20 protein-coding genes are annotated in these 22,615 nt (G+C 62.8%); 9 read left to right on the top strand and 11 right to left on the bottom strand.

Annotated features, from left to right (window positions below; genetic code table 11):
* Positions 1-45: 45 nt before the first annotated feature.
* Together QJT82_RS04925 and QJT82_RS04920 are read right to left on the bottom strand one after the other, a co-directional pair.
* Positions 46-555 (bottom strand): hypothetical protein, encoded by a 510-nt coding sequence (locus tag QJT82_RS04925; protein ID WP_264641827.1) that lies wholly within the window; start codon positions 553-555, stop codon positions 46-48.
* Positions 556-609: 54 nt separating this feature from the next.
* Positions 610-771 (bottom strand): hypothetical protein, encoded by a 162-nt coding sequence (locus tag QJT82_RS04920; RefSeq protein ID WP_264641826.1) that lies wholly within the window; start codon positions 769-771, stop codon positions 610-612.
* A 469-nt stretch (positions 772-1,240) separates the two neighbouring features.
* Here QJT82_RS04920 and QJT82_RS04915 point away from each other — a divergent pair, with 469 nt between their 5' ends.
* On the top strand, positions 1,241-5,257 hold the full coding sequence (locus tag QJT82_RS04915) for a hypothetical protein (protein ID WP_028344694.1): 4,017 nt from the start codon (positions 1,241-1,243) through the stop codon (positions 5,255-5,257).
* A 1,063-nt stretch (positions 5,258-6,320) separates the two neighbouring features.
* Here QJT82_RS04915 and QJT82_RS04910 read toward each other — a convergent pair.
* The gene (locus QJT82_RS04910; protein ID WP_028344695.1) at positions 6,321-6,884 is read right to left on the bottom strand and encodes a TetR/AcrR family transcriptional regulator; all 564 of its coding nucleotides are present in this window, start codon (positions 6,882-6,884) and stop codon (positions 6,321-6,323) included.
* Positions 6,885-6,991: 107 nt separating this feature from the next.
* Between QJT82_RS04910 and QJT82_RS04905 the strand changes: the two genes are divergently transcribed.
* On the top strand, positions 6,992-7,645 hold the full coding sequence (locus QJT82_RS04905; RefSeq protein ID WP_028344696.1) for a glutathione S-transferase: 654 nt from the start codon (positions 6,992-6,994) through the stop codon (positions 7,643-7,645).
* Between the two features lie 171 nt (positions 7,646-7,816).
* Here QJT82_RS04905 and QJT82_RS04900 read toward each other — a convergent pair whose 3' ends face one another.
* Entirely contained in the window at positions 7,817-8,416 is a 600-nt protein-coding gene (locus tag QJT82_RS04900) for an NADPH-dependent F420 reductase (protein WP_028344697.1), read from the bottom strand.
* A 41-nt stretch (positions 8,417-8,457) separates the two neighbouring features.
* Positions 8,458-9,192, bottom strand: coding sequence for an SDR family oxidoreductase (locus QJT82_RS04895; RefSeq protein WP_028344698.1), 735 nt, complete (start codon positions 9,190-9,192; stop codon positions 8,458-8,460).
* 316 nt (positions 9,193-9,508) lie between these two features.
* Between QJT82_RS04895 and QJT82_RS04890 the strand changes: the two genes are divergently transcribed.
* Positions 9,509-10,405 carry a LysR family transcriptional regulator gene (locus QJT82_RS04890; RefSeq protein WP_028344699.1) on the top strand — a complete coding sequence of 299 codons (897 nt, stop codon included), beginning with the start codon at positions 9,509-9,511 and terminating at the stop codon, positions 10,403-10,405.
* 255 nt (positions 10,406-10,660) lie between these two features.
* Here the strand turns inward: QJT82_RS04890 and QJT82_RS04885 are convergent, their stop codons facing one another.
* Positions 10,661-10,897: a hypothetical protein gene (locus QJT82_RS04885; protein ID WP_028344700.1), complete on the bottom strand. Its 237-nt coding sequence runs from the start codon at positions 10,895-10,897 to the stop codon at positions 10,661-10,663.
* A gap of 393 nt (positions 10,898-11,290) precedes the next feature.
* A complete protein-coding gene (locus tag QJT82_RS04880; protein WP_035633991.1) occupies positions 11,291-12,436 on the bottom strand; it encodes an FAD-dependent oxidoreductase in 1,146 nt (381 codons plus the stop codon).
* A gap of 370 nt (positions 12,437-12,806) precedes the next feature.
* Between QJT82_RS04880 and QJT82_RS04875 the strand changes: the two genes are divergently transcribed.
* On the top strand, positions 12,807-13,994 hold the full coding sequence (locus QJT82_RS04875; protein WP_196238254.1) for a serine hydrolase domain-containing protein: 1,188 nt from the start codon (positions 12,807-12,809) through the stop codon (positions 13,992-13,994).
* Between the two features lie 79 nt (positions 13,995-14,073).
* On the opposite strand, the gene QJT82_RS04870 is transcribed toward QJT82_RS04875, so the two are convergent.
* Positions 14,074-14,727 (bottom strand): glutathione S-transferase family protein, encoded by a 654-nt coding sequence (locus QJT82_RS04870; RefSeq protein WP_028344703.1) that lies wholly within the window; start codon positions 14,725-14,727, stop codon positions 14,074-14,076.
* 664 nt (positions 14,728-15,391) lie between these two features.
* Here QJT82_RS04870 and QJT82_RS04865 point away from each other — a divergent pair.
* The 5 genes from QJT82_RS04865 to QJT82_RS04845 all read left to right on the top strand — a co-directional run bounded on the left by QJT82_RS04865 (position 15,392) and on the right by QJT82_RS04845 (position 20,346).
* Entirely contained in the window at positions 15,392-15,928 is a 537-nt protein-coding gene (locus QJT82_RS04865; RefSeq protein ID WP_028344704.1) for a helix-turn-helix transcriptional regulator, read from the top strand.
* Positions 15,929-16,119: 191 nt separating this feature from the next.
* Positions 16,120-17,139 carry an adenosine deaminase gene (locus QJT82_RS04860; RefSeq protein WP_264641825.1) on the top strand — a complete coding sequence of 340 codons (1,020 nt, stop codon included), beginning with the start codon at positions 16,120-16,122 and terminating at the stop codon, positions 17,137-17,139.
* Complete coding sequence (locus tag QJT82_RS04855) at positions 17,129-18,304, top strand: MFS transporter (RefSeq protein WP_028344706.1); 1,176 nt, start codon at positions 17,129-17,131, stop codon at positions 18,302-18,304. Before QJT82_RS04860 ends, QJT82_RS04855 begins: the two co-directional genes overlap by 11 nt.
* 114 nt (positions 18,305-18,418) lie before the next feature.
* Positions 18,419-18,892 (top strand): VOC family protein, encoded by a 474-nt coding sequence (locus QJT82_RS04850; protein ID WP_028344707.1) that lies wholly within the window; start codon positions 18,419-18,421, stop codon positions 18,890-18,892.
* Positions 18,893-19,080: 188 nt separating this feature from the next.
* On the top strand, positions 19,081-20,346 hold the full coding sequence (locus QJT82_RS04845) for a serine hydrolase (RefSeq protein WP_028344708.1): 1,266 nt from the start codon (positions 19,081-19,083) through the stop codon (positions 20,344-20,346).
* A 124-nt stretch (positions 20,347-20,470) separates the two neighbouring features.
* Here the strand turns inward: QJT82_RS04845 and QJT82_RS04840 are convergent, their stop codons facing one another.
* The 3 genes from QJT82_RS04840 to QJT82_RS04830 all read right to left on the bottom strand — a co-directional run bounded on the left by QJT82_RS04840 (position 20,471) and on the right by QJT82_RS04830 (position 22,536).
* Positions 20,471-20,968 (bottom strand): peptide deformylase, encoded by a 498-nt coding sequence (locus QJT82_RS04840; protein ID WP_028344709.1) that lies wholly within the window; start codon positions 20,966-20,968, stop codon positions 20,471-20,473.
* Positions 20,969-21,038: 70 nt separating this feature from the next.
* The gene (locus tag QJT82_RS04835; protein ID WP_028344710.1) at positions 21,039-21,911 is read right to left on the bottom strand and encodes a helix-turn-helix domain-containing GNAT family N-acetyltransferase; all 873 of its coding nucleotides are present in this window, start codon (positions 21,909-21,911) and stop codon (positions 21,039-21,041) included.
* A 157-nt stretch (positions 21,912-22,068) separates the two neighbouring features.
* A complete protein-coding gene (locus tag QJT82_RS04830; RefSeq protein ID WP_028344711.1) occupies positions 22,069-22,536 on the bottom strand; it encodes a carboxymuconolactone decarboxylase family protein in 468 nt (155 codons plus the stop codon).
* Between the last annotated feature and the right edge of the window lie 79 nt (positions 22,537-22,615).

Genomic DNA, 22,615 nt, shown 5'->3' with positions numbered 1-22,615 from the left:
GATGGATATGGAAAGCTCCGGCGTCGTGAGCGTGCGTCGGCGCTCTTATCCGTCGGCGAGTGCGCCGTGCCGTGCCAGCACCTTCATGAGCACATCGTTCGCGGTGTTGAAATTGTCGAGCTGGCCTTGCAGCTTGTACTGCCACTTCACCCCGTGGAAGAGGTTATTGCGGTAGCGGAAGACGATGATGAGGACGGCCGCTACGCGGCGGCACGCGTCGTTGTCGCTGCCGTCGATCACGGCTCGCACCAGGGCCTCGCGATCGGGATTCCTGAAATGCAGATGGTCGAAGTGATAGGTGAAGGCGCCATCGGCGTAATAGCGTTGCCGGAAATAGGCGAGCTCGACATCGAAGGCGTCAGTGTCGAGCATCCCCGCGTTCTGCCAAGCCTCGACCGCGTCGCAGATCGCCTTGACGTTGCCCTGGGTGTTGAGGATGCGGGACTCGAAGAGGCTCCAGAGTAGCGCGAAGTCAGTAATCGCGGCCTGCTCGTCTTTGGCGAGATGATTGAATCCGGGCGCGTTCGCCTGCAGCCATGCCATGCTCTTGGTCATGGCCGGTCTTATCGTAATATTGCAGAGTCGTGTAGAGACCGGCCGCTTGATGGATCAGGCATAGAGCCTCGCGGCATCGATACCGATCTCGACGACTTCCGTCCCCGCAAAGCTGTAAACGGGCAAATCCGGAAGGGCGGGGATCGCCTTGAGCGGCTTCTTGAGCCATCCCTGTAGCGAGAACGATGATACAAGTCCTCGGAGAATAGACGTCATCTCCGAGCTTGCGTATCGCGCCTGGGTTCGCATCTCAGCGCCGAATTGCACATACTGAAAGCGCGGAGGAGGTGATCGCGGCCACCATGAGTCGAGCACGCATGGCGACCCGCAATGGCATCGACCCACGATGCATGATATGCTCCGCGACGGTACTTTTTGTGGCGAGTTGGGGATACTGACGAACGCCACGGATGTCGGAATCGAGCGATTGACGTCGATAGCTGGCGAAGTCGGGAAAATATTTTTTCGGCGATTTTTCCTTTGAAATCAAAAGCGTAAGTTTTTGACGGCCCGTGCGTCGGCTTTTGATCGCCGCCCGGGAGGATTCTCGTATGTTTTTCAGTAGCTTATGATGGAATTAAACAATCGAGTGGGAGTGAGGGGGCGCACCATCGCCCTTGCATATTACGTGAGGACTTTCAGCCTTCGAGAGGTAGCTGTCAGTCCGTTAGCCGAATCGAGGTAAATGACCCGCACCGTTTGCCAGACCAACGTTGGACCGGACCGGCCTCAAGACGGAGCTCCACGCCCATTCCATAATTTCGGGACGGCGCGCAACCTCGTTCTGCTGGGCGATCCGGGTGCGGGCAAGACGCATGTCTTCAAGGAGGCCGCAGCGGCCGAGGGCGGTCGATTCATAAAGGCCAGGGCTTTTCTTACAACGCCGGCGTCTTTGCTGGTCGGGCAGGTGTTGTTTATTGACGGCCTAGACGAAAAGAGAGCCGGCCGCGGCGATCGGGACACTGTCGACGCTCTCGTGACTAAACTCTTCGAGGTCAATCCCGCGAAGGTGCGAATTTCCTGCCGAGTGGCCGACTGGCTCGGAGAAAGCGACCTCGCAGCGCTGCAACCCTATTTTGAGCAGCACGGCGAGACGCCCGTTCTTCTGCTTCAGAGCCTCTCGCGCGCGGAGCAGTTGGCGGTTCTCGCTGTACAGGGCGCGGGGCAAACGGTCGCGGATGCGTTCCTCACCGAAGCAATTGATCACGGCCTGAGTGATTTCCTCGAGAACCCGCAGAACCTCATCATGCTGTGGCGCGCCGTGCAGGCTGGCGACTGGCCGGCGACGCGCAAAGAACTCTTTGAAATTTCGACCAAACTCTGGCTACAGGAGTTCGACCAAGAGCGCGCGCGATCGGGCAGCGGCTCCTATTCTGCCGCTGAGTTGCGGCCCATCGCGGGGGCGGTATGTGCCGCTCGACTCATCAGCGATATTGATGCCATCAGCCTCACAGATCAGGAGGGTACCGAGGACATCCCTGGGTATCGTTCTGTCACCTTCTTTTCGCCGGAGAAGGTGCAGGCTACGCTGGGGCGCCGGGTTTTCGATGCGGGACAGGAGTCTGAGACAGTCGATTATTCGCATCGCACCACGGCGGAGTATCTTGCGGCTGAATTTCTGGCGGCGCGGGTCCGCGCGGGTTTGCCGTTTGGCCGCGTCGTCGCGTTAATTGGTGTCGACGGGCACCCGGCGCCTGAATTGCGCGGCCTTCATGCCTGGCTTGCCATTCACCTGCCAGAGCGGGCGGACGAACTCATCGAGGCGGATCCCTATGGTGTCTTGACCTATGGCGATGCGGCTTCGCTGACGCCGTCATCCTGCTCTTGTCTCATACGGGCGCTGGATCAGCTTTCCAGAGAAAATCCGTGGTTCCGATCGGGCAACTGGGAGTCAAAAACCATCGGTGGTTTAGCTCGTGCAGATATGGTTGCGGAGTTCCGCGCCATTCTGAACAATCCGGAATCGGGCTTCGGCGTTCGTTCTGTGGTTGCCGACGCACTGGCCCTTGGTCCACCGATCCCGGCAATGCTTCCGGACCTTGCGGCGGTGCTCGCGCGGCAGGCCTCCTCCTTCGCGGAGCGCCTGCAGGCGCTTGTTGCGCTGCTGCGCTACGGCGCGGACGGCGAAGCGGCCATCAAGCAGGTCTTTAATGGCCAGCTTGGCAAGACCTGCAATGACGTACGCCTACGAGCGGAGATCATTAGCGCCCTCTATGGCCGTCCCTTCGGGGCGGCAGAGGTCGTCGCGCTTCTCAACGACGCCCAGGCGGGTGAAGAAACCGCCAGCACAGGCATGTTCTGGAGCCTTGCCGACGATATCCCGCTCGCCGATCTCCCAGCAGTGCTTGATGGAATAGCTGTCCCGGACGAGAACGCCGGGGGTTTCGACCAACGGAACTGGGAAGCTAGGTCGTTCTACGCGCGGATACTTGTCCGCGCTTGGCACGCACCGGGGCCAATTGATCCTGCGCGCGCCATCAGCTGGCTTCGTAAGCGCGCTGCTTTCAAAGGTGGAAACTATGAAAGCCGCGGGCGGGATATGCGCGCGGCGATGCGCGATACACCTGAACGGCTCACTGAGCTGACGCAGTATTTCTTTCGGACCGTGCCGCTGGATGCGAACCAGTGGCTTGCCTGGCATCGCTTTCGTGAGGCGTTGTTGTTCGAACTGAACGCCGACGGATTGCTCGACATCGCGTTGGTGGAGTTGCTTGCTGCAGCGCCGGGAAGCGACCGACGCGTGTTTCTCTGTGAGATCGCATTCAGCCTCTGTTATCAGGCCGCAGAGCCGCAGGCGAGCCGGGTGTTTGACCGGCTTTTCGCCTTGCCCGAAACCGATGCGACTCTGGCGGCCGTCAGCGCTCGGGCAACGGTCTCTAACCTCCCGGACAGGTATTTCGAGGGGCGTGGGGGCCGAGAAGACGACGATGTCGTAGAGACCCGGGAGAAGCAGCGGCAGGATTTCGACCGCGACATCGAGCAAATTCGGAGTGGCCTCCACATTGGATGGCTGCTCCATCTCACGCGGCTTTATTTCGCCTTCTACGACGACGCGGACCGGGCGGCGTCGCCTCGCGCACGCGTGGCGGCATGGATCAGTGAAGGGCGAACCGATGCCGCACTCGAAGGGCTCGCTGCATCGCTATCGCGCGATGATGTGCCGACTTTCGCAGATGTGATGACTTTGGCGGCCGAGCGCCAGCATTATGACTGGTGGTACGCACTTGCGGCGGGTTTGAACGAGCGCATGGCGGCCGGGAAAGGGCTTTCCGGTCTATCCGATGATTTTCTCAAGGGCATGCTGGTCTTTGATATTGTCAATCGGGTCTACGCGCCGCAGGACGGAAACGAGCGTTCGGTGGTTCACCCATGGCGCAAGGAGTTGATAGAGCGTCGCCCCGAATTAGTGCGCGACGCGTATCTGGCGATCACCCGGCTTCGGCTGTCAAAAAATGATCAATTCGTAGACGGGCTCACCGAACTTCTGACCGATCCGGCCTTTGAATCCTACCGGGCCGATATCGTGCTAGGTTTACTTCGGGACTATCCAAACGCATCGCTATTTCGCCTCGACGAGATGCTGGGCGCAGCCGTGAAGCTGCCGGCGATGCATCATAGCCTGCTGGCACTGGCGCGCACTTTGCTGATGGATAGTGTTGTTGAGGAACGGCAGCGCGATATCTGGCTGGCTACCGCTTACATGCTCTCGCCGGCGGCGTTTGAAGACGATGTTCGGCGGCGGTCCGCGGTTCGCAACGCTTTCGTGTTCGACCTTCGTGACAAAGCTGGCTTCGCGCGTCGGGCGCAGCCTGCGCAACCCTTGCCAGTGCCGATGATGGAATTCATGATCCGGTTGGCCGGAAGCCTGTTCCCCGATACGTCGCATCCGCCCAGTGGTTGGAGTAGCGACACGAATGCCTGGGACGCTGCCGATTGGATCCGTACGCTTATCAACACGATTTCTGCATCGCCAAGCCAAGCTGCGACCGAGGCGCTCGGACGGTTGAAGGGCGACAGCCTGCTCATGTCGTACCAGCCGTATATCCTTCACGCTCTTGCGAACCAGCAGCAACGGCGCAGAGACGCGGAATATGACCGTCCTGATTGGTCTCAAACCATTGCGGCTTTGGACAATGGCCCTCCAGCGACGGTGGCCGACCTTCATGTATTACTGGTCGCCCATCTCGTCGACCTGAAGCATCGCATTGCGCATACGAACACAGATATCTTCAAGCAGTTCTGGAATCTTGACGCCTATGCTCGCCCGACCGAGCCACGCCCGGAGGAGGCCTGTCGCGACGATGTTGTGACACTCCTGCGGCCATCCTTGACTCCGCTGGGTATTGCGGTTGAGCCGGAGGGCCATATGGTGGCCGACAAACGGGCGGACATTTCGGTGGCAATGCCATCGCGTAAGGTGCTTTGCGAGCTGAAGCGCGACTATCATGCCGGGGTGTGGACCGGCCTTCAGGGACAGCTTGAGCGATTCTACGCGCATGATCCTGAAGCCAAGGGTTTCGGCGTTTATTGTGTGTTCTGGTTTGGCGACACGAGAAAGCCTCATACGATACCTTTGCCTCCGAACAGCATGAACTGTCCGCAATCTCCTGCTGAGATGGAGCAAATGCTAATCCGTCTCATGCCGCCAGATATGCGCCAGCGTCTGGCGGTTATCGTCATCGACGTGTCTGGTAGGGTCTAGCTCTAAGAAGGGGCTGACGGGGAATACTCAGTCTGCACCTCGCTCTGCCCGCAACGCTAGGAGATCATGCGCCGTGCGGTCAGACTCCGTCACCACTGGCCTGTCTGCTGGTTTCGCGTGGTGGGCAAGTCGCTCGTGCGCGCGACACGATTGATTGCCTCGAACGCAATCAAATCCCGCTCCACCGCCTGCGACAAATCACCCCGACGGGCAACTCAGCAAAACCTGTCAATCCCGCGATAAGAAAATATTCCGCTTGGCGTTTGACCCAACTCGGATGTTCAATATGCGCATCCCACCCGACATGAGGGGCGGATCGCGGTCGTCACGAACGTGGTGTGGGATGCGGTGGACGCTGAGTGCGCGACTGACGAGTGCGCATGAGGCGGACGGTGAAGTCGTGTGGTCCTGACGCCCTAGTGGTAGGTGTCTTCTCGCTTGCGCGATGCGCGTGCGAGGGCGGTGACAACAAAGCCAAGTCTCGCCGGGGAGAGCACGAAGTAAGCCGCACAACCATCGCGCAGGGAAGGCCGGATGTTTCCGGTTACACCTGTGGTCCTACCCCCGAGCTCTCTACCCATTGCTCGGGGCCCATGGGTGCGATCGGCACCCGGTCTTCCCTGCGCCCTCTGATCGAAGAGGGTGAAACCAACAGTAAAGCTCGGACGATTGTCGTCGCGAGAACGTGGTGTCATATCTGACGCTGTTTGAAACCGTTGAACCGAACTGCGCGCTGTTCATCCGGCGCGGCCAGGGTGTCTCCCCGCTGTTCGAACGGCGCCCGTGCGCCGATCACGCTCCTTCTTTAACAAATCCTGGAAGATGAGCCGGCCCCAAACGCGGCCGCGTGCGTGCACCAGTGAGCGTAGCCCGGATGAGCCAACGGGTCGCGCGAACGCGCGCCCGATGACGGGCTCCGCGATATCCGGGGCACTTCCTGTCAGCGTGTCGCGTGGTGTCCCGCATATCGCTTCGCTCATGCGGGCTACTCGCTGCCATGGCTTGGAACGATCGAGTGGGAGCAGGGCGTCGCCGCCTCATCTCGATCTGACATTCGGGCCATCTATGCCGGCAGAAGACCCGCGGCGCGATAGCTGTCGATCATCGAGTCGTAGAGCGAAATATCGAAGCGGCTTCTGGCGACGAGCTGCGCGCCGGCGACGGCGGCGAAGATGGCGCGGGCCCGCTGTTCACTCTTTCTCGAACTGACCAGGCCCGCAGCCACCAACAGCTTGCTCAGCCATGCCACGTTGACGTCGGCAAAGGTCTGGACCTCCTTCTTCACTGCGTCCGGCAGGTGGTCGACTTCCGCGGACATGAAGCTGCAGAGGCACATGCGATTGTTGCTCTCGAGCGCTTTGCGAAACACGTCGGGATATCGACGCAGGCAGCGGACAGGATCGGCCGTTTCTGCCAGCATCGACTCGAGTTGGACGGCGGTGTCCTCCCAGTAGCGCCGCGCGACGGCGACGCCGAGATCGGCCTTGCTCGGGAAATGGTGATAGATGCTGGCGGCCTTGATCCCGACTTCGTCCGCGAGATCGCGGAAATTCAAGCCGCCATAGCCGCGCGCCTGCGCGGTCCGCTTTGCTGCCGCCAGGATGGCCTCCCGAGAGCTTGAACTCACTTCGTCGCCTCACTGCTTCGTTATCTACCAAGTGACAGATAGGCGTTGACCAGCCGGATTTGAAGGCTAGCTTGAGCCTACCAAGTGACAGGTAGACAGGAGTCATGATGAAGATTTACGATTGGCCGACTGGCCCATATCCGGCCCGCGTTCGCATCGCCCTGGCCGAGAAGAACCTGCGGTCGCAAGTGGAGTTCGTATTGGTCGATCTCTACAAGGGCGAGCACAAGAAGCCCGAATTCATCGCCAAGAACTACTCCGGCACCCTGCCGGTGCTCGAACTCGACGACGGGACCTTCATTGGTGAGTGCACGGCCATCACCGAGTACCTTGACGCGCTCGATGGCGCGCCGACGCTGACCGGCAGGACGCCGCGCGAAAAGGGCGTGATCCACATGATGAGCAAGCGCGCCGAACTGGAACTGCTCGATGCCATCAGCGTCTATTTCCACCACGCCACGCCGGGTCTTGGGCCTCATGTCGAGATCTATCAGAACCCCGAATGGGGATTCCGCCAGCGCGACAAGGCCCTCAGGGGGATGCACTACTTTGACGGCATTCTGAAAGGACAGCCGTTCGTTGCTGGCGACGCATTCACGATGGCCGATATCACCCTCATAGGCGGCTTGATCTTCGCGGGGCTGGTGAAGGTGCCGGTGCCGGTGGAGTGCGAGGCTCTTTTGGCATGGTATGCACGGATGCAGGAGCGTCCCAGCGTGAAGAACCGGATAGCCATGTCCGAGCCGATCGAGGCATCTTGATCGAGATCGTCGTTTGCGAACACCGCTCTCGCGAGACTTACGCGAGGGCGGATCGGCAAGATAGCAAGCGTAGCCCGGATGAGCGCAGCGACATCCGGGGTTTTCCGATCGGCGCTCCGCATCTTGTCCCGCATGTCGCTCCGCTCATGCGGGCTACGGGTCGCAAATCCGTTACGGTTCCTTCTTGAACAAATCCTGGAAGATGAGCGGGCCCCAAGTGCGGCCGCGTGCGTGCACCAGCGCGCCACCCTCGTTGAGCTTTCCCAGCTTGACGGGTGCGAACCCGAGTTGCTTCGCCAGGGCTGCCACGGGGGCGGTCGCGTCCTCGTCGTCACCAGACAGAAAGACCACCCGGTGGCCGCCCTCGACGATCGGATCGGCAGCCAGCTTGGCCGCAACCAGGTGATTGAACCCTTTGACGAGCTTGGCGCCGGTGAACGCCTTCGCGACGAAGGCGGAGGACGGGAGGCCGTCCAGCTCTTCAGGGACTGGAAACGCGTTCATCGCGTCGATCACCGTCTTGCCTTTCCAGCTCGGCAGGGCCTTCGCAACCTCGCGATGCTCCCCGAACGGGACCGCCAGGATGATTGTGTCGGCCTCGAGTGCTTCCCGCAGCGACTTGGCGACGACCGCGGGTCCAATCGCCCGAGCCTGCGGCGTCAACGCCTCGGGCGGCCGGCGGCTCGCGACGGTCACCTCGATGTTTTTACGGGCGAAGGCGTGGGCGAGGGCCTGGCCCACCTTACCGAATCCTACAATCGCATAGCTCATGATACTTCTCCGATCCGTGTTGATATTATTCCCCGGCCTTCTCAGATCGCCGAGAAGCCGCCGTCGACAGACAACTCCACCCCGTTCACGAAGCTCGAATCGTCGGAAGCAAGAAACAGCGCGGCCGCCGCAATTTCCTCGGGACGACCCATCTTTCCGCGCGGGATCAGGGATTCGAACATCCGCTTCGCCTCCTCGGTGAGAACCTGGTCCTGCATCGGAGTGGCGATCGGCCCCGGGCTCAGCACGTTGACCCGGATATTCCTGCCCTTCAGTTCGTTGAGCCACGTGCGTGCGAATGAGCGCAACGCCGCCTTGCTCGCCGCATATACGCCGTAACCGGGAAAGCCTTTCACCGACGCAACCGACCCGGTCATGAAGATCGAGCCGCCATCGCTGAACAGCGGCAACGCCTTCTGAACCGTAAACAGCGTGCCGCGCGTATTCAGGCCGAAGGTCGCATCGAAATGCCGCTCGGTAATCTCGCCGAGCGGGATGGCTTCGCCGATACCGGCGCTTGCGTACAGGACATCGATCTTGCCCTTTTCCCGCTTGACCGTATCGAACAGGCGGTCGAGGTCGTCGAGATTGGCCGCGTCGCCGCGCACGCCGGTTACGTTCCGGCCGATCAGCTTGACGGCCTCGTCGAGCACCTCCTGCCTTCGGCCGGTGATGAAAACATAGGCGCCTTCTTCAACGAACCGCCGGGCGCTCGCCAGCGCCATGCCGCTCGATCCACCCGTGACGACTGCAACCTTACCCTCAAGCTTTCCCATGACTTCTCCTTTCGTCGTGTCGGACAGCGTCTCTGGTCCCATTTGCGAGATGGCCCCCGAGAACCTCGACGTAGCTCCGCCGGCGTCAGGCGTTGAGTGCGGAAGCGTGCACATCGGTGGTGCGAAATCGATCCGGCTGGACGACTGACGTCAGCCGCGACGATCAGTGTCCGCCGTTCGGAATTGGGCTGCGCTTGTCCGCATGGCTATTCGGCTTGGGCTATGATGATCGCCCGTGCTACCCACACACGAGATGCTGTCCGACGTATTGGACACGGGCTTTGGAAGGCGCACCCCAGCGGTGCCGGATTGCACCATGATCGACTGGGATGACGTTCGCTACTTTCTTGCCGTCGCGCGCGGAGGCTCGGTGCGGGCTGCCGCCGAGCGCCTCGGGGTGAACCACTCGACCGTGCTGCGACGCGTCGCCCAGCTGGAGGAACGGCTCGGAGCGCAGATGTTCGAGAAGCCGCCTTCGGGCTACCGCCTGACGGCTGCGGGGGAGGAGGTCCTCGAGCTCGCGGAACAGATGGAAGCGTCGTCGCACCAGCTGGAGACGCGCGTTTTCGGCCGCGACCAGGGCGTGCGCGGGCGTCTGCGGGTGACCCTGGCACCGCCCCTCGCGACACACCTGCTCATGCCGGACTTCGCCGATTTCGCGCGTCTGCATCCGGACATCGAGATGGAAATCTTGTCGTCCGGCGAGCTGGCAAATCTCACCAACCGGGAGGCCGACGTCGCGATCCGTGTCGTCTACGACCGCAAAACCCTGCCGCTCAATCTTCACGGCCTGAAGGGACCGGAGCTGTTCGGAGGCATCTACATATCCCGCGATCGACTGGCCGCGTGGCGTGCGGGCGCGCCTGATCCCGTCAGGTGGATCGTCATCAGCATTCACGGAATCCCGGACTGGGCCCACGAGGGCGAGGTTCGCGCCGCCGAGTTTCCGTTCAGGGCCACAGATGCCGAGGCGCAGATCGTCGCGGTGCGGCAGGGGCTCGGGATGACGACGCTGCCGTGCTTCGTCGGAGATGCCGACCCCCTGCTGATGAGGGTGCCGGGCACCGACCTGCACATGTACGGGACGCTCTGGCTTCTCACACAGGGGGAGACACGCAAGACGAAGCGCGTGCGGCTCTTCACCGAGTTCGTATCCCGCAGGCTCGCCGCGTACGCGCCGCTTCTCGCCGGACTGTCCGCATCGCGCGACTGACGCGCGGCGGGAGTCAAGACGAAGAAACGTTCTGCAGCGACAAATCAACTCATTGGGCGCAATGAGAACGATCGAGCAAGCGTAGCCCGGATGAGCGAAGCGATATCCGGGGCATTGCTATCCGCTAGTCGCGCGGTATCCCGCATATCGCTGCGCTCATGCGGGCTACTCCCTGTTTCGCTGGATGTCGCGATGGCGCATCGCGCCGGTCAAGCGGCGAGGGGGCAGCCCGACCGATCGATGCGCGCGGAGCGATCAATATGGACCGGGCTCGCAGGGGACGTTGTTGCCGGTCCAGGGCGCAGTGGCGAATGAGCCGACGCGCGGCGCCGGAATGCAGGCGCGACCGTCGACATAGACGGGCTCGGTGGGCGCGGCGGCGCTCGCCTCCGCGGCGTGGCGGGACACGGCGTGGGTCTCACGCGCCATTGCCGGCGACGCGATCATGGCAACCGCGATCAAGGAAGCCGACAGGAGTTTGACGTTCGTCATGGAGTTTCTCCGTTTTGTTTATGGGGCCAAGGAGTCTGGCCTCGTCAGATATTTGTGCGCAGCAACGGCGGACTTAAATGCAATCATCACTCACGCCGGCTCAACGCTGCGTGAGCAATGCGATCCTCGCCGTTGTGTCGCGCGATGCGGGCCATCACCGACAGGCCGGATGAACAAAGCGTAATCCATCACGTCTTCGCGTGATGATCGTGAGGGGGCGTTACGTCCGCGTTGGCACTCCGACGGGTTCAGCAAGCGTAGCCCGGATGAGCGAAGCGATATCCGGGCGTGTCGTGGCGTCCCGCATATCGCTGCGCTCATGCGGGCTACCCGCCGGCGAACCCGTCCTGCGTGCCTAGGAACTTTCGGACGCAAACGCCGCACAAAACTCCGTCATGGCGCGAGCTCTGCTCGGACCTCGCCGAGCAGCGCCATGCCGCCGAGCCGGCCGAGTTCGTCCGAACATTTTGCGCTCTTGCCGTAGCAGCAGAAGGCGACCGTGACGCGCTCCGAAAGCGGTCCGATGCAGGGCAGTCCGCTGTCGCCGAAGGTGGTCATGCACGGCATGACGCGACGTTCCTCGAAAGCGAGGTCGCGAATGCGGTCAAGGATCTGTCCTTGAAGCCGATCGGCGACTTCAATCGATCCGCCCGAGCGGAACCAGTCCTTGATATCGGCCTCGCTGTCGAGCGGAAGATCGACCGGATCGCCGCCGAGCTTCAGCCAGGTCTGGCCGTCCGGATAGGGGATCGGCGGCAGGATGTAGGGATTGTCGCCCTTGGGCCCGAGACAACGCATCGACGGCATTCCGGCCAGGCGTTGAACCTCCGCCGCACCAAGTCGGAACAGCGCCGCGGTCCGCCCATAGACCGTGAAGCCCAGCGAGCGGCCGAGCAGCGATTGGGTGTGCCCGCCCGCCGCAACCAGAACGCGCTCGGCCTCGACGCTGCCCGATCGCGTCCGGATCGTGACGCCGGAGCCGCTTTCCGAAATCCCCAGCGCGGGTTCGTCGATGATCCGGGCGCCGGCGCGCTCCGCCGCGATCGTCTGCGCGCGGACCAGGCGACGCGGGCTGATGTATCCGGCGTTGCGCGGCTCGAAGTAACCCTGCATTCCCGCTGTCGATTTCAGAAACGGAAAGCGTTCCGCGAGCTCCGCATCATGATAGGCTTCACACCGGATCCCGTCTTCGGCACAGATCCTGCCGATCGAAGCAACATCGGTGGTTTCGCTGTGGCCAATGTGAAGCGCACCGGCTTCCCTATAGAACTCCACGCCGCTCTCCGCTGAAATCTCGCCGTAGCGCGAAATCGCAGCGCGGTTCGCTTGCCGCCAGAACGGCCCCGGATCGTAACTCCGCGTGATGCGGCCCTCGTCATAGTGGCTGCCGAACACGCCGCCATGGCGCGAAAAATCCGCCGGCTCATCGGGCCCGATCAGCGCAACATCGTGGCCCATCTTGCTCAGATGCCGCGCAGCCGCCGACCCGATCAGGCCGCGTCCGATCACCGCAAGTTTGATCGCCTGATTGGTGCTCACGAATAAGTCCTGCGCTCCGCCTGCATCAGCGGTGTGAAATCGACCATGTCATTTCCGATGCTCTGGCAGCAAGCATAATCCACCCGAGCGCGCAGCTGGACTGGCGAAGCGTGATCCATCACATCTTGAAGCCACGCGCGAGGTGGCGGGTTGCGTGTCGCTAACCCGCCCTGCGATTTCAGCCAGACTTTTCGCGACTGCCGTGACGCCGGCGCAAGCCCGTGCCTGATGACGCTGCTTTCCGCACGAACGTTCCACCGCCCCAACTTGAAACAAACAGTCACGGCGATTTCACTCGCGCTGAACGGAGTTGTATGAGATGATGCAACCAAAGGTGAACATCGTGCATCTTCATCGGCAGGAGGGCGAAATGAGCGACCAGATGATCGACGCGACGACAAGTCCGGCACAGATCATTCAGCAGGCGGCCAAAAAATATCTGGGCATCAGCAATGCCCCTGGCTGCTGCATCGCGGTCTATGACGAAAAGTCGTTCGGCACCAAGGGCTACGTCTATCCCAAGGGACTGTCAGGCGTGGCCGGCTCTTCGCCCGCGCCATTCAGTGTCACGACCGACACGGTGTTCGAGATCGGATCGGTGACCAAGGTGTTCACCAGCACATTGCTGGCGGTGGCGGTCAAGGCGGGTGGGCCTTCTCTTGACGACACCATCGGCCCTTATCTGAACCTCTTCAGCGCGAACGCGGTGGGAACGCCGGTGTTGGACGCCATCCAGCTCGTGCAATTCGCCACCCATACCTCCGGCATGCCGGAGCAGCCGGGGGACGGCTTGACCGGCTACAGCGAGCAGCTGTTTGCGGACGAGCCGCCCTCCAGTGAACTCATCAACTGGTGGAATCAATATGATACGCCGCCGCAGGGCTGCTGGCAGTATTCCAACATCGGCTTCGTGACCCTGGGCTTTGCGGTCACGCAGATGTTTGCGAAAGACAAGGGCCATAACTACAACGAGATCCTGGCCGAATACGTCACCGGTCCGCTCGGCATGAAGCAAACGGGAGCCGTCGTCAATTCGTCATGGAAGATCGCGCAGGGATGTATCGGGCATTGGAGCAAGAGTTCTGAGCCGCCATACCAGATCGTTTTCGACCGCAACACGCCGACCGGCGGCACAGCCTTTGATCTGAAAACCACCGGCGACGATATGATCAGGTTTCTCGCGGCGCAGATCGCGGCCCCGAACGGGCCGCTCGGGTCGCAAATCGCGCTCACGCAGCAGAACCAGGGGACATTCCCCGTTTGCGGGGAGAAGACCAGCGTCACCATGGGCCTCGCCTGGCAGATCACCACGGACACCCAGGGCCATACCGTTTTCACAAAGAACGGCGCGACGAGCAGGGGCGGATTCGAAGCGATCGTGATCGTCGTGCCGGAATTGCAATGCGGTGTCGCGGTGCTGAGCAACCAGTATTTCGATGCGTCGGGCGTGCACCCTGCGGGGATCGGACCCGGCCGCACCGCACTGGAGATTATTTCGCAGCTTCATCCAGGATTCGAGCTGACCGAACCGCTGCCAGAACACGATCCGTTCGACTAGCAAACCTGGCCCGAACAGGCGCAGCGATGTCCGGCGGCTTTGCGATCTGCGCGAGGGCCTGTCCCTGATGTCGCCAACGTCAGCCGGTCGGTGGTTTACTCGTGTTGACCGCCAGCTGAGCCTCGAAAGCCCGGCGGTAAGCCGGCCGGGCTTCGCCGCGGGCGACATAGGCGGACAGACTCGGATATTCGTCGAGAATGCCCGATGCTCTCAGCCTGAGCAGCACCGACACCATCATCAGGTCGCCCGCACTGAATGCGCCGTCGAGCCAGTCGGCGTCGCCGAGGCGGGGGGAGAGTTGTTTCAGCCGCTCGCGGATGCGATCCATGACCAGAGGCAGGCGCTCTTTGGTCCAGGGCTTGTCGCTCTCCAGAATCCTGGCGGTCATGAGTTCGAGGATCGGCGGTTCCACCGTGTTGACCGCGGCAAACATCCAGGTGATTGCGCGGGCGCGGGCATTGGCATCGCCCGGCAGCAGGCCGGCATGACGTTCGGCGATACGCAGCACGATCGAGCCTGTCTCGAACAGCGCGAGATCACCTTCCTCATAGGTCGGAATCTGGCCGAAGGGATGCAGCGCCAGATGCGCGGGCTCCTTCATCGCCTGGAACGAAACCAGGCGAACCTCGTAGGGCTGGCCGACTTCCTCGAGCGCCCAGCGAACGCGGGTATCGCGCGCCAGTCCCTTGCCGCCATCGGGCGACCGTTCGAAGGCGGTAATGATGGGCGTCATCGTTTCTCTCTCCATGTCCTTGCGTCCCGAGGACGAGCGGACGGCGCGCGCCCCGACAGCCGATTCCGGAATCTTTTGGCCAAGCGTAGCCCGGATGGAGCGCAGCGAAATCCGGGACCGGTCCTGCCAAAGGCGAGAACCCCGGATTTCGCTGCGCTCCATCCGGGCTACAGGCTCGCGCATGCGTGTCACGCAGTCGAGTTTCCCCGACGCAATTCAATTCCTCTCGCGCTGCCTGCGACGGGCAAATCAGCGACTCGCGTAACGCACTCAGTGTCGTCCCTGCGAAAGCAGGGACCCATAACCACCGATGGTCATTGTTGAGCGATGCCAGAACGACGAGTCCTGTTCCCAACCCCGGCCGCGGCGTATGGGTCCCTGCTTTCGCAGGGACGACGGCGTGCTTGCGGAATGGTTGCGGCCACCGCATTGCGCGGCCGGACCGGACAGGAATCTTCATCGTGATGGCGGTGTGCGGTTTCGCCAACCACCCTATGCAAAAAAAGAAAGACTGCCGTGACCGGGGCCGTGACATGCCTGTGGTTCGACCAGCGCCAGGCGAGCGGCTGCGGAGTGTACGCCGCAGCCGTTCCTGGTAGCGGTGTCCGCGGAGCATGTCCTCGCTGACCCGCGCCAAGAGTTGCAGAACAAAGTCGGGTGAATGATGGGTGATCAAGGCCGCGGGTTGCGAAGAATGCGATTGCTTCGTCAGATGAAGCAAAGCCACCTCGCTGAATTGATGGGTGTGGATCAGGCGACCGTGTCGCGCTGGGAGCGCGGCATTCTCGATCTGTCCGAAAGCCAGTGGATCTCGGCGCGCCGATTGCTCATGGGTCCGTTCGAGCCGGCCCAGGATGCCGCCCTGAAGCGTCTCGTCGAATCCTCGACGCGCAAGGTCCATCTGGTTTGCGACCTGACGCATCGGCTGCTTGCCGCATCGGCGCCCAGGCAGGCCGAATGGCGAACCGGCTTGTCCGAATTCCTGGGCAAATCGCTACGTGTCTATGCCTCTCCGGAAATCCTCGCGGCTGACACCGCGCTCAATGATCTCGGCTGGTATGACAGGCAGCTCAGCTCGCTCGAGGTCAATACGGGTCCGAACTCTGATGCGGACCTCGTGATCCTTCCGGGGCGCATGCTGTGGGAGCGCCTCATGCTCGCCGACGGTGCCCCCGCACGGCTGGTCACCACCATTGCCTGATGCACGGGGAGGCTGCCTCAGCCGGATAACACTCGCATATTTTATGCGTGGCGACCTTTCGACAAAGGCTGCTAGGTCGGGCTCGTACGGCAGATGAGCTTTGGCACGCGCATGCGTTTGGATGCGCGGGAAAAAGCTCTGAAGCGGAACACGCCCGAGGCCAGAGATCGCGTTCAATGAATTCCGTTCCGTTGTTTGACATCAAGGCCGTTCCGAAGGCCGAGCTTCACGTGCATGTCGAGGGAACGCTGGAGCCGGGCATGCTGCTCGATTTTGCCCGCCGGAACGATGTGGCGATTCCGTACCGCTCGATGACCGACGTCCTCTCTGCGTATCGCTTCTCCGATCTCCAGTCATTTCTGGAAATCTACTGGGCCGGCCTGACCGTGCTTCGGACGGAGCGCGACTTCTATGAGCTGACGCGCGCGTACCTGACCCGCGCGCGGGAAGACAATGTCGTTCATGCGGAAATCTACGTCACCCCGGCCGACCATACCGAGCGCGGCGTGCCGTTCGATGCTGTCATGGACGGCATCAGCGCCGCTTATGCAGACGCGCGACGCGATATCACCGGAGGCATGATCCTGTGCGTTCGCCGGCATAAGCCTGTTGAAGAGGCTTTCGCCGCGATCGAGGCGGCGCGCCGCTGGCGCGACGGCGTGCTGGCCCTCGGACTCGGTGGACCGGAAAAAGGCTACCCGCCCGGGCCCTTCGACGAGGTCTTCGCCCGCGCCCGCGCGCTCGGCTGGAAGACGACCGCGCATGCCGGTGAGGAAGGGCCGCCGGATTATGTGACCGAAGCGATCGACAGGCTGGGCGTCGACCGCATCGATCACGGCGTTCAATGCGAGGCCGATCCGGCACTGATGCGGCGCCTTGCCGACGAGGGGACGCCGCTCACGGTATGCCCGCTGTCGAATGTGGCGCTGCGGATCTTCCCCGATCTCCAACGTCACAATCTGCGCCGGCTGCTCCACGCCGGCCTCTGCGTCACGGTCAACTCCGACGACCCGGCGTATTTCGGAGGTCACGTCAACGAGAACTTCGTCCGCGCGGCAGCGGCGTTGGGCCTGACTGCCGAGGAACAATTGAGCCTGGCCGACAACAGCCTCAAGGCTGCGTTCATGGATGAAACGCGCCGTCAGGACTATCGGCGCGTCATCAGGGAGATCAGGCGGCCCGTGCACACCGGTCACCCGCATGACGACTGACGGTTCCTGTCCCGGGCTCCGCGTCTGGCTCGCCATCATCGTGCTCGGCGTTGCTTCGTTCACGATGGTCACGACCGAGTTCGCGCCGGTCGGGCTGTTGTCCCAGATCGCCCTCGATCTTGGTCGAGACCAGGCCGCCGTCGGGCTCACGGTCACGCTCTATGCCTGGATCGGCGCTGCCAGTGGCCTGTTGTCCGCGGTTCTGCTGCAACGTTTTCCCCGCAAGCCGCTGCTCGTTGCTCTGATGCTGGTGCTGTCCGCGAGCAATCTTGCGGCGATGCTTTCCGACAGTTTCGCGGGGTTGTTGCTGGCGCGGGCGGTCGGTGCCGTCGTTCACGGCTTCTTCTGGGCGATGGCGGCCGCGATCGCAACGCAGATTGCGCCGTCTCATCGCATGGGTGTTGCGACAGCGATCGTGTTCGGCGGAATCTCGATGGCAACCGTCATCGGCGTGCCGCTGGTCAACCTCATCGGACAGAACAGCGGATGGCGCGCGGCATTCGGCGTGATCGGCGGCGTCGGATTGTGCACGTCCGTCCTGATGGTCGGGGTTCTTCCGCGGCTCCGGGCCGGATCGCCGGCAGGATGGCAAGCGCTGGCAGCGGTGGTTCGCCGACAGGACCTGCGCAGAATCTATGCCGTAACGGCGTTCATGGCGGCGGCGAATTTCGCAGCCTACACCTTCATCGAACCTTTCCTCGGCGAGATCGCGGATGTGCCGTCCTTCATGATCGGCGTGATGCTGTTCGGTTTTGGCGGAGCAGGATTTGTCGGCAACATCCTGACCGGTGTTCTGATCGATCGCTTCATGACATCCGTCATCACGTGGGGACTGCTTGCCCTCGCGGGCGCGCTCGTCGGGCTTGGATGGTTTGGCCCGCAACTGGGGACCGGCACGGCCGTTACCTTGCTCGTCGTCTGGGGCGCCGCCGTCGCGGCGCTGTTCGCGGGCCTTCAGACCTGGATCTTGCGTGCGGCCGGTTCCATGGCAATGTCCGCGGCCGCGATCCACTCGGCCGTCATCAATTCGGCGATCGGCGTCGGAGCCATTCTTGGTGCCCGGATGCTGAATCTCTCGGATCTATCCGGAGTGATGCTGATGGCGGGAGTGATCGTCATCGTGCCGCTCCTGATCATGCGCGTGGGCCGAAGTGGCGAAACATGATCCGCGATGGCGAAACACGTTGTGGAACGATAACCTGCGCCGCGTCGAACCAGGACCATAATCACGCATTATGACCGCTCCATCCCGCTCGATCATCCCTGCAAGGAGACTGCCATGACCGATCTCGTCACATGCCTCTGGTTCGATCAGGGCCGGGCGCGCGAAGCGGCGGAGTTTTATGCCGCGACGTTTCCCGACAGCCATGTCGGCGCGGGCCATCCATCGCCGATACCGGGCATCGGGCAGGGCGAGGAGCTGACGGTCGAGTTCACCGTGCTCGGCCGGCGCTTCGTGGGGCTGAACGGAGGCTCCAACTACACGCCGAACGAGGCGGTCAGTTTCATGGTGCTCACCGACAGCCAGGAGGAGACCGACCGCTACTGGAATGCGATCACTTCCAACGGCGGCAAGGAATTGCCGTGCGGCTGGTGCCGGGATCGCTGGGGTTTTGCCTGGCAGATCACGCCGCGGCGGCTGCTCGAGCTCGTCAACAGCGCCGACCGCGCCGCCGGCAAGCGCGCGATGGAGGCGATGATGACGATGAAGAACATCGACATCGCCGCGATCGAGCGCGCGGCGGCGGGGTAATCCGCGTGCCGGAATGATCTGGCCCGGGCTCGATAGTCAGGTGTCCGATCGAGCTGGTATCTGCGGCGCGCGGCCATTCGCGTTGCGGCGTGCGCTCGCCGCGACGGTCACCCCGGCGCAAACGCGGGATGTGCCTGGTGCTGTCGCGTGATACGAAATTCGCATTCGCAGCTCTGGAGCCAGCCCTGATGTCCGTCGCAGCCGCCGCCGCCAATCAACAGCAAAATCTCACCGCCGCCGAATCCGATCCGCAAACGCTTGGCTGGATGCAGGGCTTTCCGCCGCCGCAGGACAGGACCATCACCTTCCAGAACGGCTCGTTCCGCAGCTTCCCCGAATTGCGCTGGGCCTGGAGCAACATCCGCCAGCTGGTGCCGACCGTGAATGTCTGGCGTGGGGCGGGACCGGCGTCGGTGCTGCCGCGCGAAGACCATGATATCGGCGCGTCGGCATCGGTGACGATGGACGGCCGCCCGATGACCTTCGCGCGCATGCTCGAGGAGACCTATGCCGACGGCATCGCCGTGCTGCACCGGGGCAAGCTGATCTACGAGCGCTATTTCGGCGCGTTGAAGCCGCACAAGCCGCACATCGCGATGTCGGTGACCAAATCGTTCACCGGCACGCTCGCCGGCATCCTGATCGCCGAGGGCAAGATCGATCCGCAGGCGCCGATCACCGACTACGTGCCGGAGCTGAAGGCAAGCGCGTTCGGCGATGCCCGCGTGCACGAGGCGATGGATATGACCACCGGCCTCAAATACACCGAGGTCTATACCGACAAGAATTCCGACGTGTGGGGGCTGCGACGCGCCAACGGCATGGCGCCGATCGAGCCGGGCTATGAGGGCGCGACCAATATCTTCGATTTCCTCTGCGCGCAGCAGAAGCAGGGCGAGCACGGTAAGGCATTCGCCTACAAGACCGTCAACACCGACGTGCTGGCCTGGATCTGCCGCCGTGCCAGCGGCATGACGCTGTCGGACCTGCTCTCCGAGCGGATCTGGGCCCCGATGGGCGCCGAGGAGGATGCGCATTATCATGTCGACCGCATCGGTACCGAAAGCGGCGGCGGCGGATTGTCGACGACGCTGCGCGATCTCGCCCGGTTCGGCGAGACGATCCGCAACCACGGCCGCTTCAACGGCCGCCAGATCGTACCGTCTCAAGTGGTCGAGGATATCGCGCGCGGCGGCGATCCTGAGAAATTCAAGCCTGCCGGCTACACCACGCTGCCAGGGGCGTCCTACCGCAATCAATGGTGGGTGACGCACAATGCGCATGGCGCCTTCATGGCGCGCGGCGTTTATGGCCAGGGCCTCTATATCGATCCGAAGGCCGAGATGGTGATCGCGCGCTACGCCTCGCACCCGGCCGCCGGGAATGCCGCGAACGATCCCGTGACGCTGCCGGCCTACATGGCGCTGGCCAAGGATCTGATGGCGGGAGGGTAGGACGAAGGCAGGTTGGTTCGTTCGCGCAAGACGCGTAGCCCGGATGAGCGCAGCGATATCCGGGGCTTTTCCGTCTGCTGATCGCGGTTTGTCCCGCATGTCGCTTTGCTCATGCGGGCTACGATCACGTCCGCGAGATTTTGTCGTATCGCTTGATCAGCCGTTCCCGCTTGATGCGGGACAACCGCCTGATCCAGAACACGCCGTCGAGTTGATCGATCTCGTGCTGATGGCACACCGCGCGCAGGCCGTCGGACTCTTCGGTCTGCATGTTGCCGTCGAGATCCTGATAGCGGATGCGGACGCGGGCGTGGCGCTCGACCTCGTCATTGACCCCGGGCATCGAGACGCTGCCCTCCTTGTGCTGGATCATCTCGGGCGAGGTCCGGATGATCTCCGGATTGACATAGGTCCGCGGCCCCTCGCGGGTATCGAGCTCGAGCACCACGACGCGCAGGGACACGCCGATATGCGGCGCGGTGATGCCGATGCCCGGCGCCGCATGCATGGTCTCGAGCAGATCCTGCGCCAGTTCGCGCAGCGCCTCGTCGAACATGGTCACCGGCTCGGCCGGCAGCGCAAGGCGCGGATCGGGATAGCGCACGATGGGGCGAATGGTCATGCCCGTGTCTTAGGCCAGCGCATCGCGCCGGACAACATGCTGATGCCGGGCACCGCGTGCGGCGCGCCGTTCAGAGATGCTTTTCGAAGAACAGATCGGGGTAGGGGTCGTCATTGAAGCGCGGGATCTCGGTCCAGCCCGTCCTGCGATAGAGCTGGCCGGCTTCCGGCAGCGCGCTGTTGGTGTCGAGCCGCAACACCGCGATGCCGAGCTCGCGTGCGGCCTGCTCGGCTGCATCCATCAGGCGGCGGCCAAGGCCGAGGCCGCGCGCGCCAGGTGCGACCCAGAGCCGCTTGATCTCCGCGAACTCGCCGCTGCTGCCCTTCAGCCCGACGCAGCCGATCGGCAGCCCGTCCGACATCGCCACGATGAAGCTGCCGCGCGGGCGCACCATGTCCTTGGCCTCGGGGTCGCGCGACAGCCTGACGTCAAAGCCCGTCTCGAAGCGCCGCGCGAGCTCGGCGTAATATTCGCCGAGGCAGTAGCGCGCCTCGTCGCTGCGCGGATCCATCTCATCGAGGGCGGTGCCGTCGCGGCCGAGCGCCGAGGCGATCAGGTCCATCGCCGCCAGCAGCGCCTCGCGTTGGCTGTGGTGGGCGAGAAAGTCCTTGGCCTGCCGGTTGGAGATCGCCTCATAGGCGCTGAACTCGCGCTTACCCGCCGCCGTCAGCCGTGCGATGCGGCGGCGCGCATCGTCGCCATGCGCCGTGGTCTCGATCAGTTCCTCGTCCTCGAGGCTGCGCAGCAGGCGGCTCATCAGGCCGGAATCGAGGCCGAGATAGTCCCTGATCTCGCCGACATCGGCGCGGCCATGCCCGATCGCGTTCAGCACGCGCGCCGCGCCGAGCGGCCGGCCGCGCCCGAGGAACGAGGTGTCGAGCGCGCCGACCGCGGAGGTCACGGCACGGTTGAAGCGGCGGACGCGGGAAACGGGGTCGAGCATATATCTGACTTTAGTCAGATATCGTCGCCACGTCAATTGGCCGACGATCCGGACCGGATGAAGCCTTAGCGCCTAAGTGCTGCGATGGGCGACGCGCATTAGCCTGGGACGCAGCGGAACGAAGTCGCCGCTGCGTCGTCTCGTGTCGTTTCTGCGGTCACGCCGCGGCCATTTTGGCCTTGATCACTTGCGGATCGACGAAGCCGCCAAAGCCGACCGCGATCCGGTTCCAGCCGTTGATGATGTTGATCAGCAAGGTCACCTTGACCTGCTCCTCCGGCGTGAAATGCGTCTTCAGCGTCTCGTAGGCCGCGACATGGGTGTGCTGCTCGCAGATCCGCGTCAGGGCTTCGGTCCAGCCGAGCGCTGCGCGCTCGCGGTCGGTGTAGCAGGGCGCTTCGCGCCAGGCCGACAGCAGGTAGATGCGCTGCTCGGTCTCACCCTCATCGCGGGCGAACGTCGTGTGCAAATTGATGCAATTGGCGCAGCCGTTGATCTCCGAGGCGCGGATCTTCACGAGCTCGGCGAGCTTCGGCTCGAGGGTGGAGGTGATCGCGACCGACGCGTCGAACCAGATCTTCATGATCTTGGGGGCGGCGGCGAGCGGATCAAGTCTGACAGTCATGGGTCGGTTTCCCTGGTTTGGTTGACGACATCATGACGAACGAGGAACGGCGAATGTGACATGCCGGCGCGATATTTTT

This window comes from Bradyrhizobium sp. Mp19, assembly GCF_029952935.1.
Lineage (GTDB): Bacteria > Pseudomonadota > Alphaproteobacteria > Rhizobiales > Xanthobacteraceae > Bradyrhizobium > Bradyrhizobium elkanii.
The sequence above is the reverse complement of the archived record's forward strand: the minus strand, read 5'-3'. Positions and strand labels throughout refer to the sequence as shown.

Excerpts from the sequence above, each read along its gene's own strand:
- QJT82_RS04925 (WP_264641827.1), bottom strand. The coding sequence starts at position 555 with ATGACCAAGAGCATGGCATGGCTGCAGGCGAACGCGCCCGGATTCAAT.
- QJT82_RS04920 (WP_264641826.1), bottom strand. The coding sequence starts at position 771 with ATGACGTCTATTCTCCGAGGACTTGTATCATCGTTCTCGCTACAGGGA.
- QJT82_RS04915 (WP_028344694.1), top strand. The coding sequence starts at position 1,241 with ATGACCCGCACCGTTTGCCAGACCAACGTTGGACCGGACCGGCCTCAA.
- QJT82_RS04905 (WP_028344696.1), top strand. The coding sequence starts at position 6,992 with ATGAAGATTTACGATTGGCCGACTGGCCCATATCCGGCCCGCGTTCGC.
- QJT82_RS04900 (WP_028344697.1), bottom strand. The coding sequence starts at position 8,416 with ATGAGCTATGCGATTGTAGGATTCGGTAAGGTGGGCCAGGCCCTCGCC.
- QJT82_RS04895 (WP_028344698.1), bottom strand. The coding sequence starts at position 9,192 with ATGGGAAAGCTTGAGGGTAAGGTTGCAGTCGTCACGGGTGGATCGAGC.
- QJT82_RS04890 (WP_028344699.1), top strand. The coding sequence starts at position 9,509 with ATGATCGACTGGGATGACGTTCGCTACTTTCTTGCCGTCGCGCGCGGA.
- QJT82_RS04885 (WP_028344700.1), bottom strand. The coding sequence starts at position 10,897 with ATGACGAACGTCAAACTCCTGTCGGCTTCCTTGATCGCGGTTGCCATG.
- QJT82_RS04875 (WP_196238254.1), top strand. The coding sequence starts at position 12,807 with ATGAGCGACCAGATGATCGACGCGACGACAAGTCCGGCACAGATCATT.
- QJT82_RS04870 (WP_028344703.1), bottom strand. The coding sequence starts at position 14,727 with ATGACGCCCATCATTACCGCCTTCGAACGGTCGCCCGATGGCGGCAAG.
- QJT82_RS04865 (WP_028344704.1), top strand. The coding sequence starts at position 15,392 with ATGGGTGATCAAGGCCGCGGGTTGCGAAGAATGCGATTGCTTCGTCAG.
- QJT82_RS04855 (WP_028344706.1), top strand. The coding sequence starts at position 17,129 with ATGACGACTGACGGTTCCTGTCCCGGGCTCCGCGTCTGGCTCGCCATC.
- QJT82_RS04850 (WP_028344707.1), top strand. The coding sequence starts at position 18,419 with ATGACCGATCTCGTCACATGCCTCTGGTTCGATCAGGGCCGGGCGCGC.
- QJT82_RS04845 (WP_028344708.1), top strand. The coding sequence starts at position 19,081 with ATGTCCGTCGCAGCCGCCGCCGCCAATCAACAGCAAAATCTCACCGCC.
- QJT82_RS04840 (WP_028344709.1), bottom strand. The coding sequence starts at position 20,968 with ATGACCATTCGCCCCATCGTGCGCTATCCCGATCCGCGCCTTGCGCTG.
- QJT82_RS04835 (WP_028344710.1), bottom strand. The coding sequence starts at position 21,911 with ATGCTCGACCCCGTTTCCCGCGTCCGCCGCTTCAACCGTGCCGTGACC.
- QJT82_RS04830 (WP_028344711.1), bottom strand. The coding sequence starts at position 22,536 with ATGACTGTCAGACTTGATCCGCTCGCCGCCGCCCCCAAGATCATGAAG.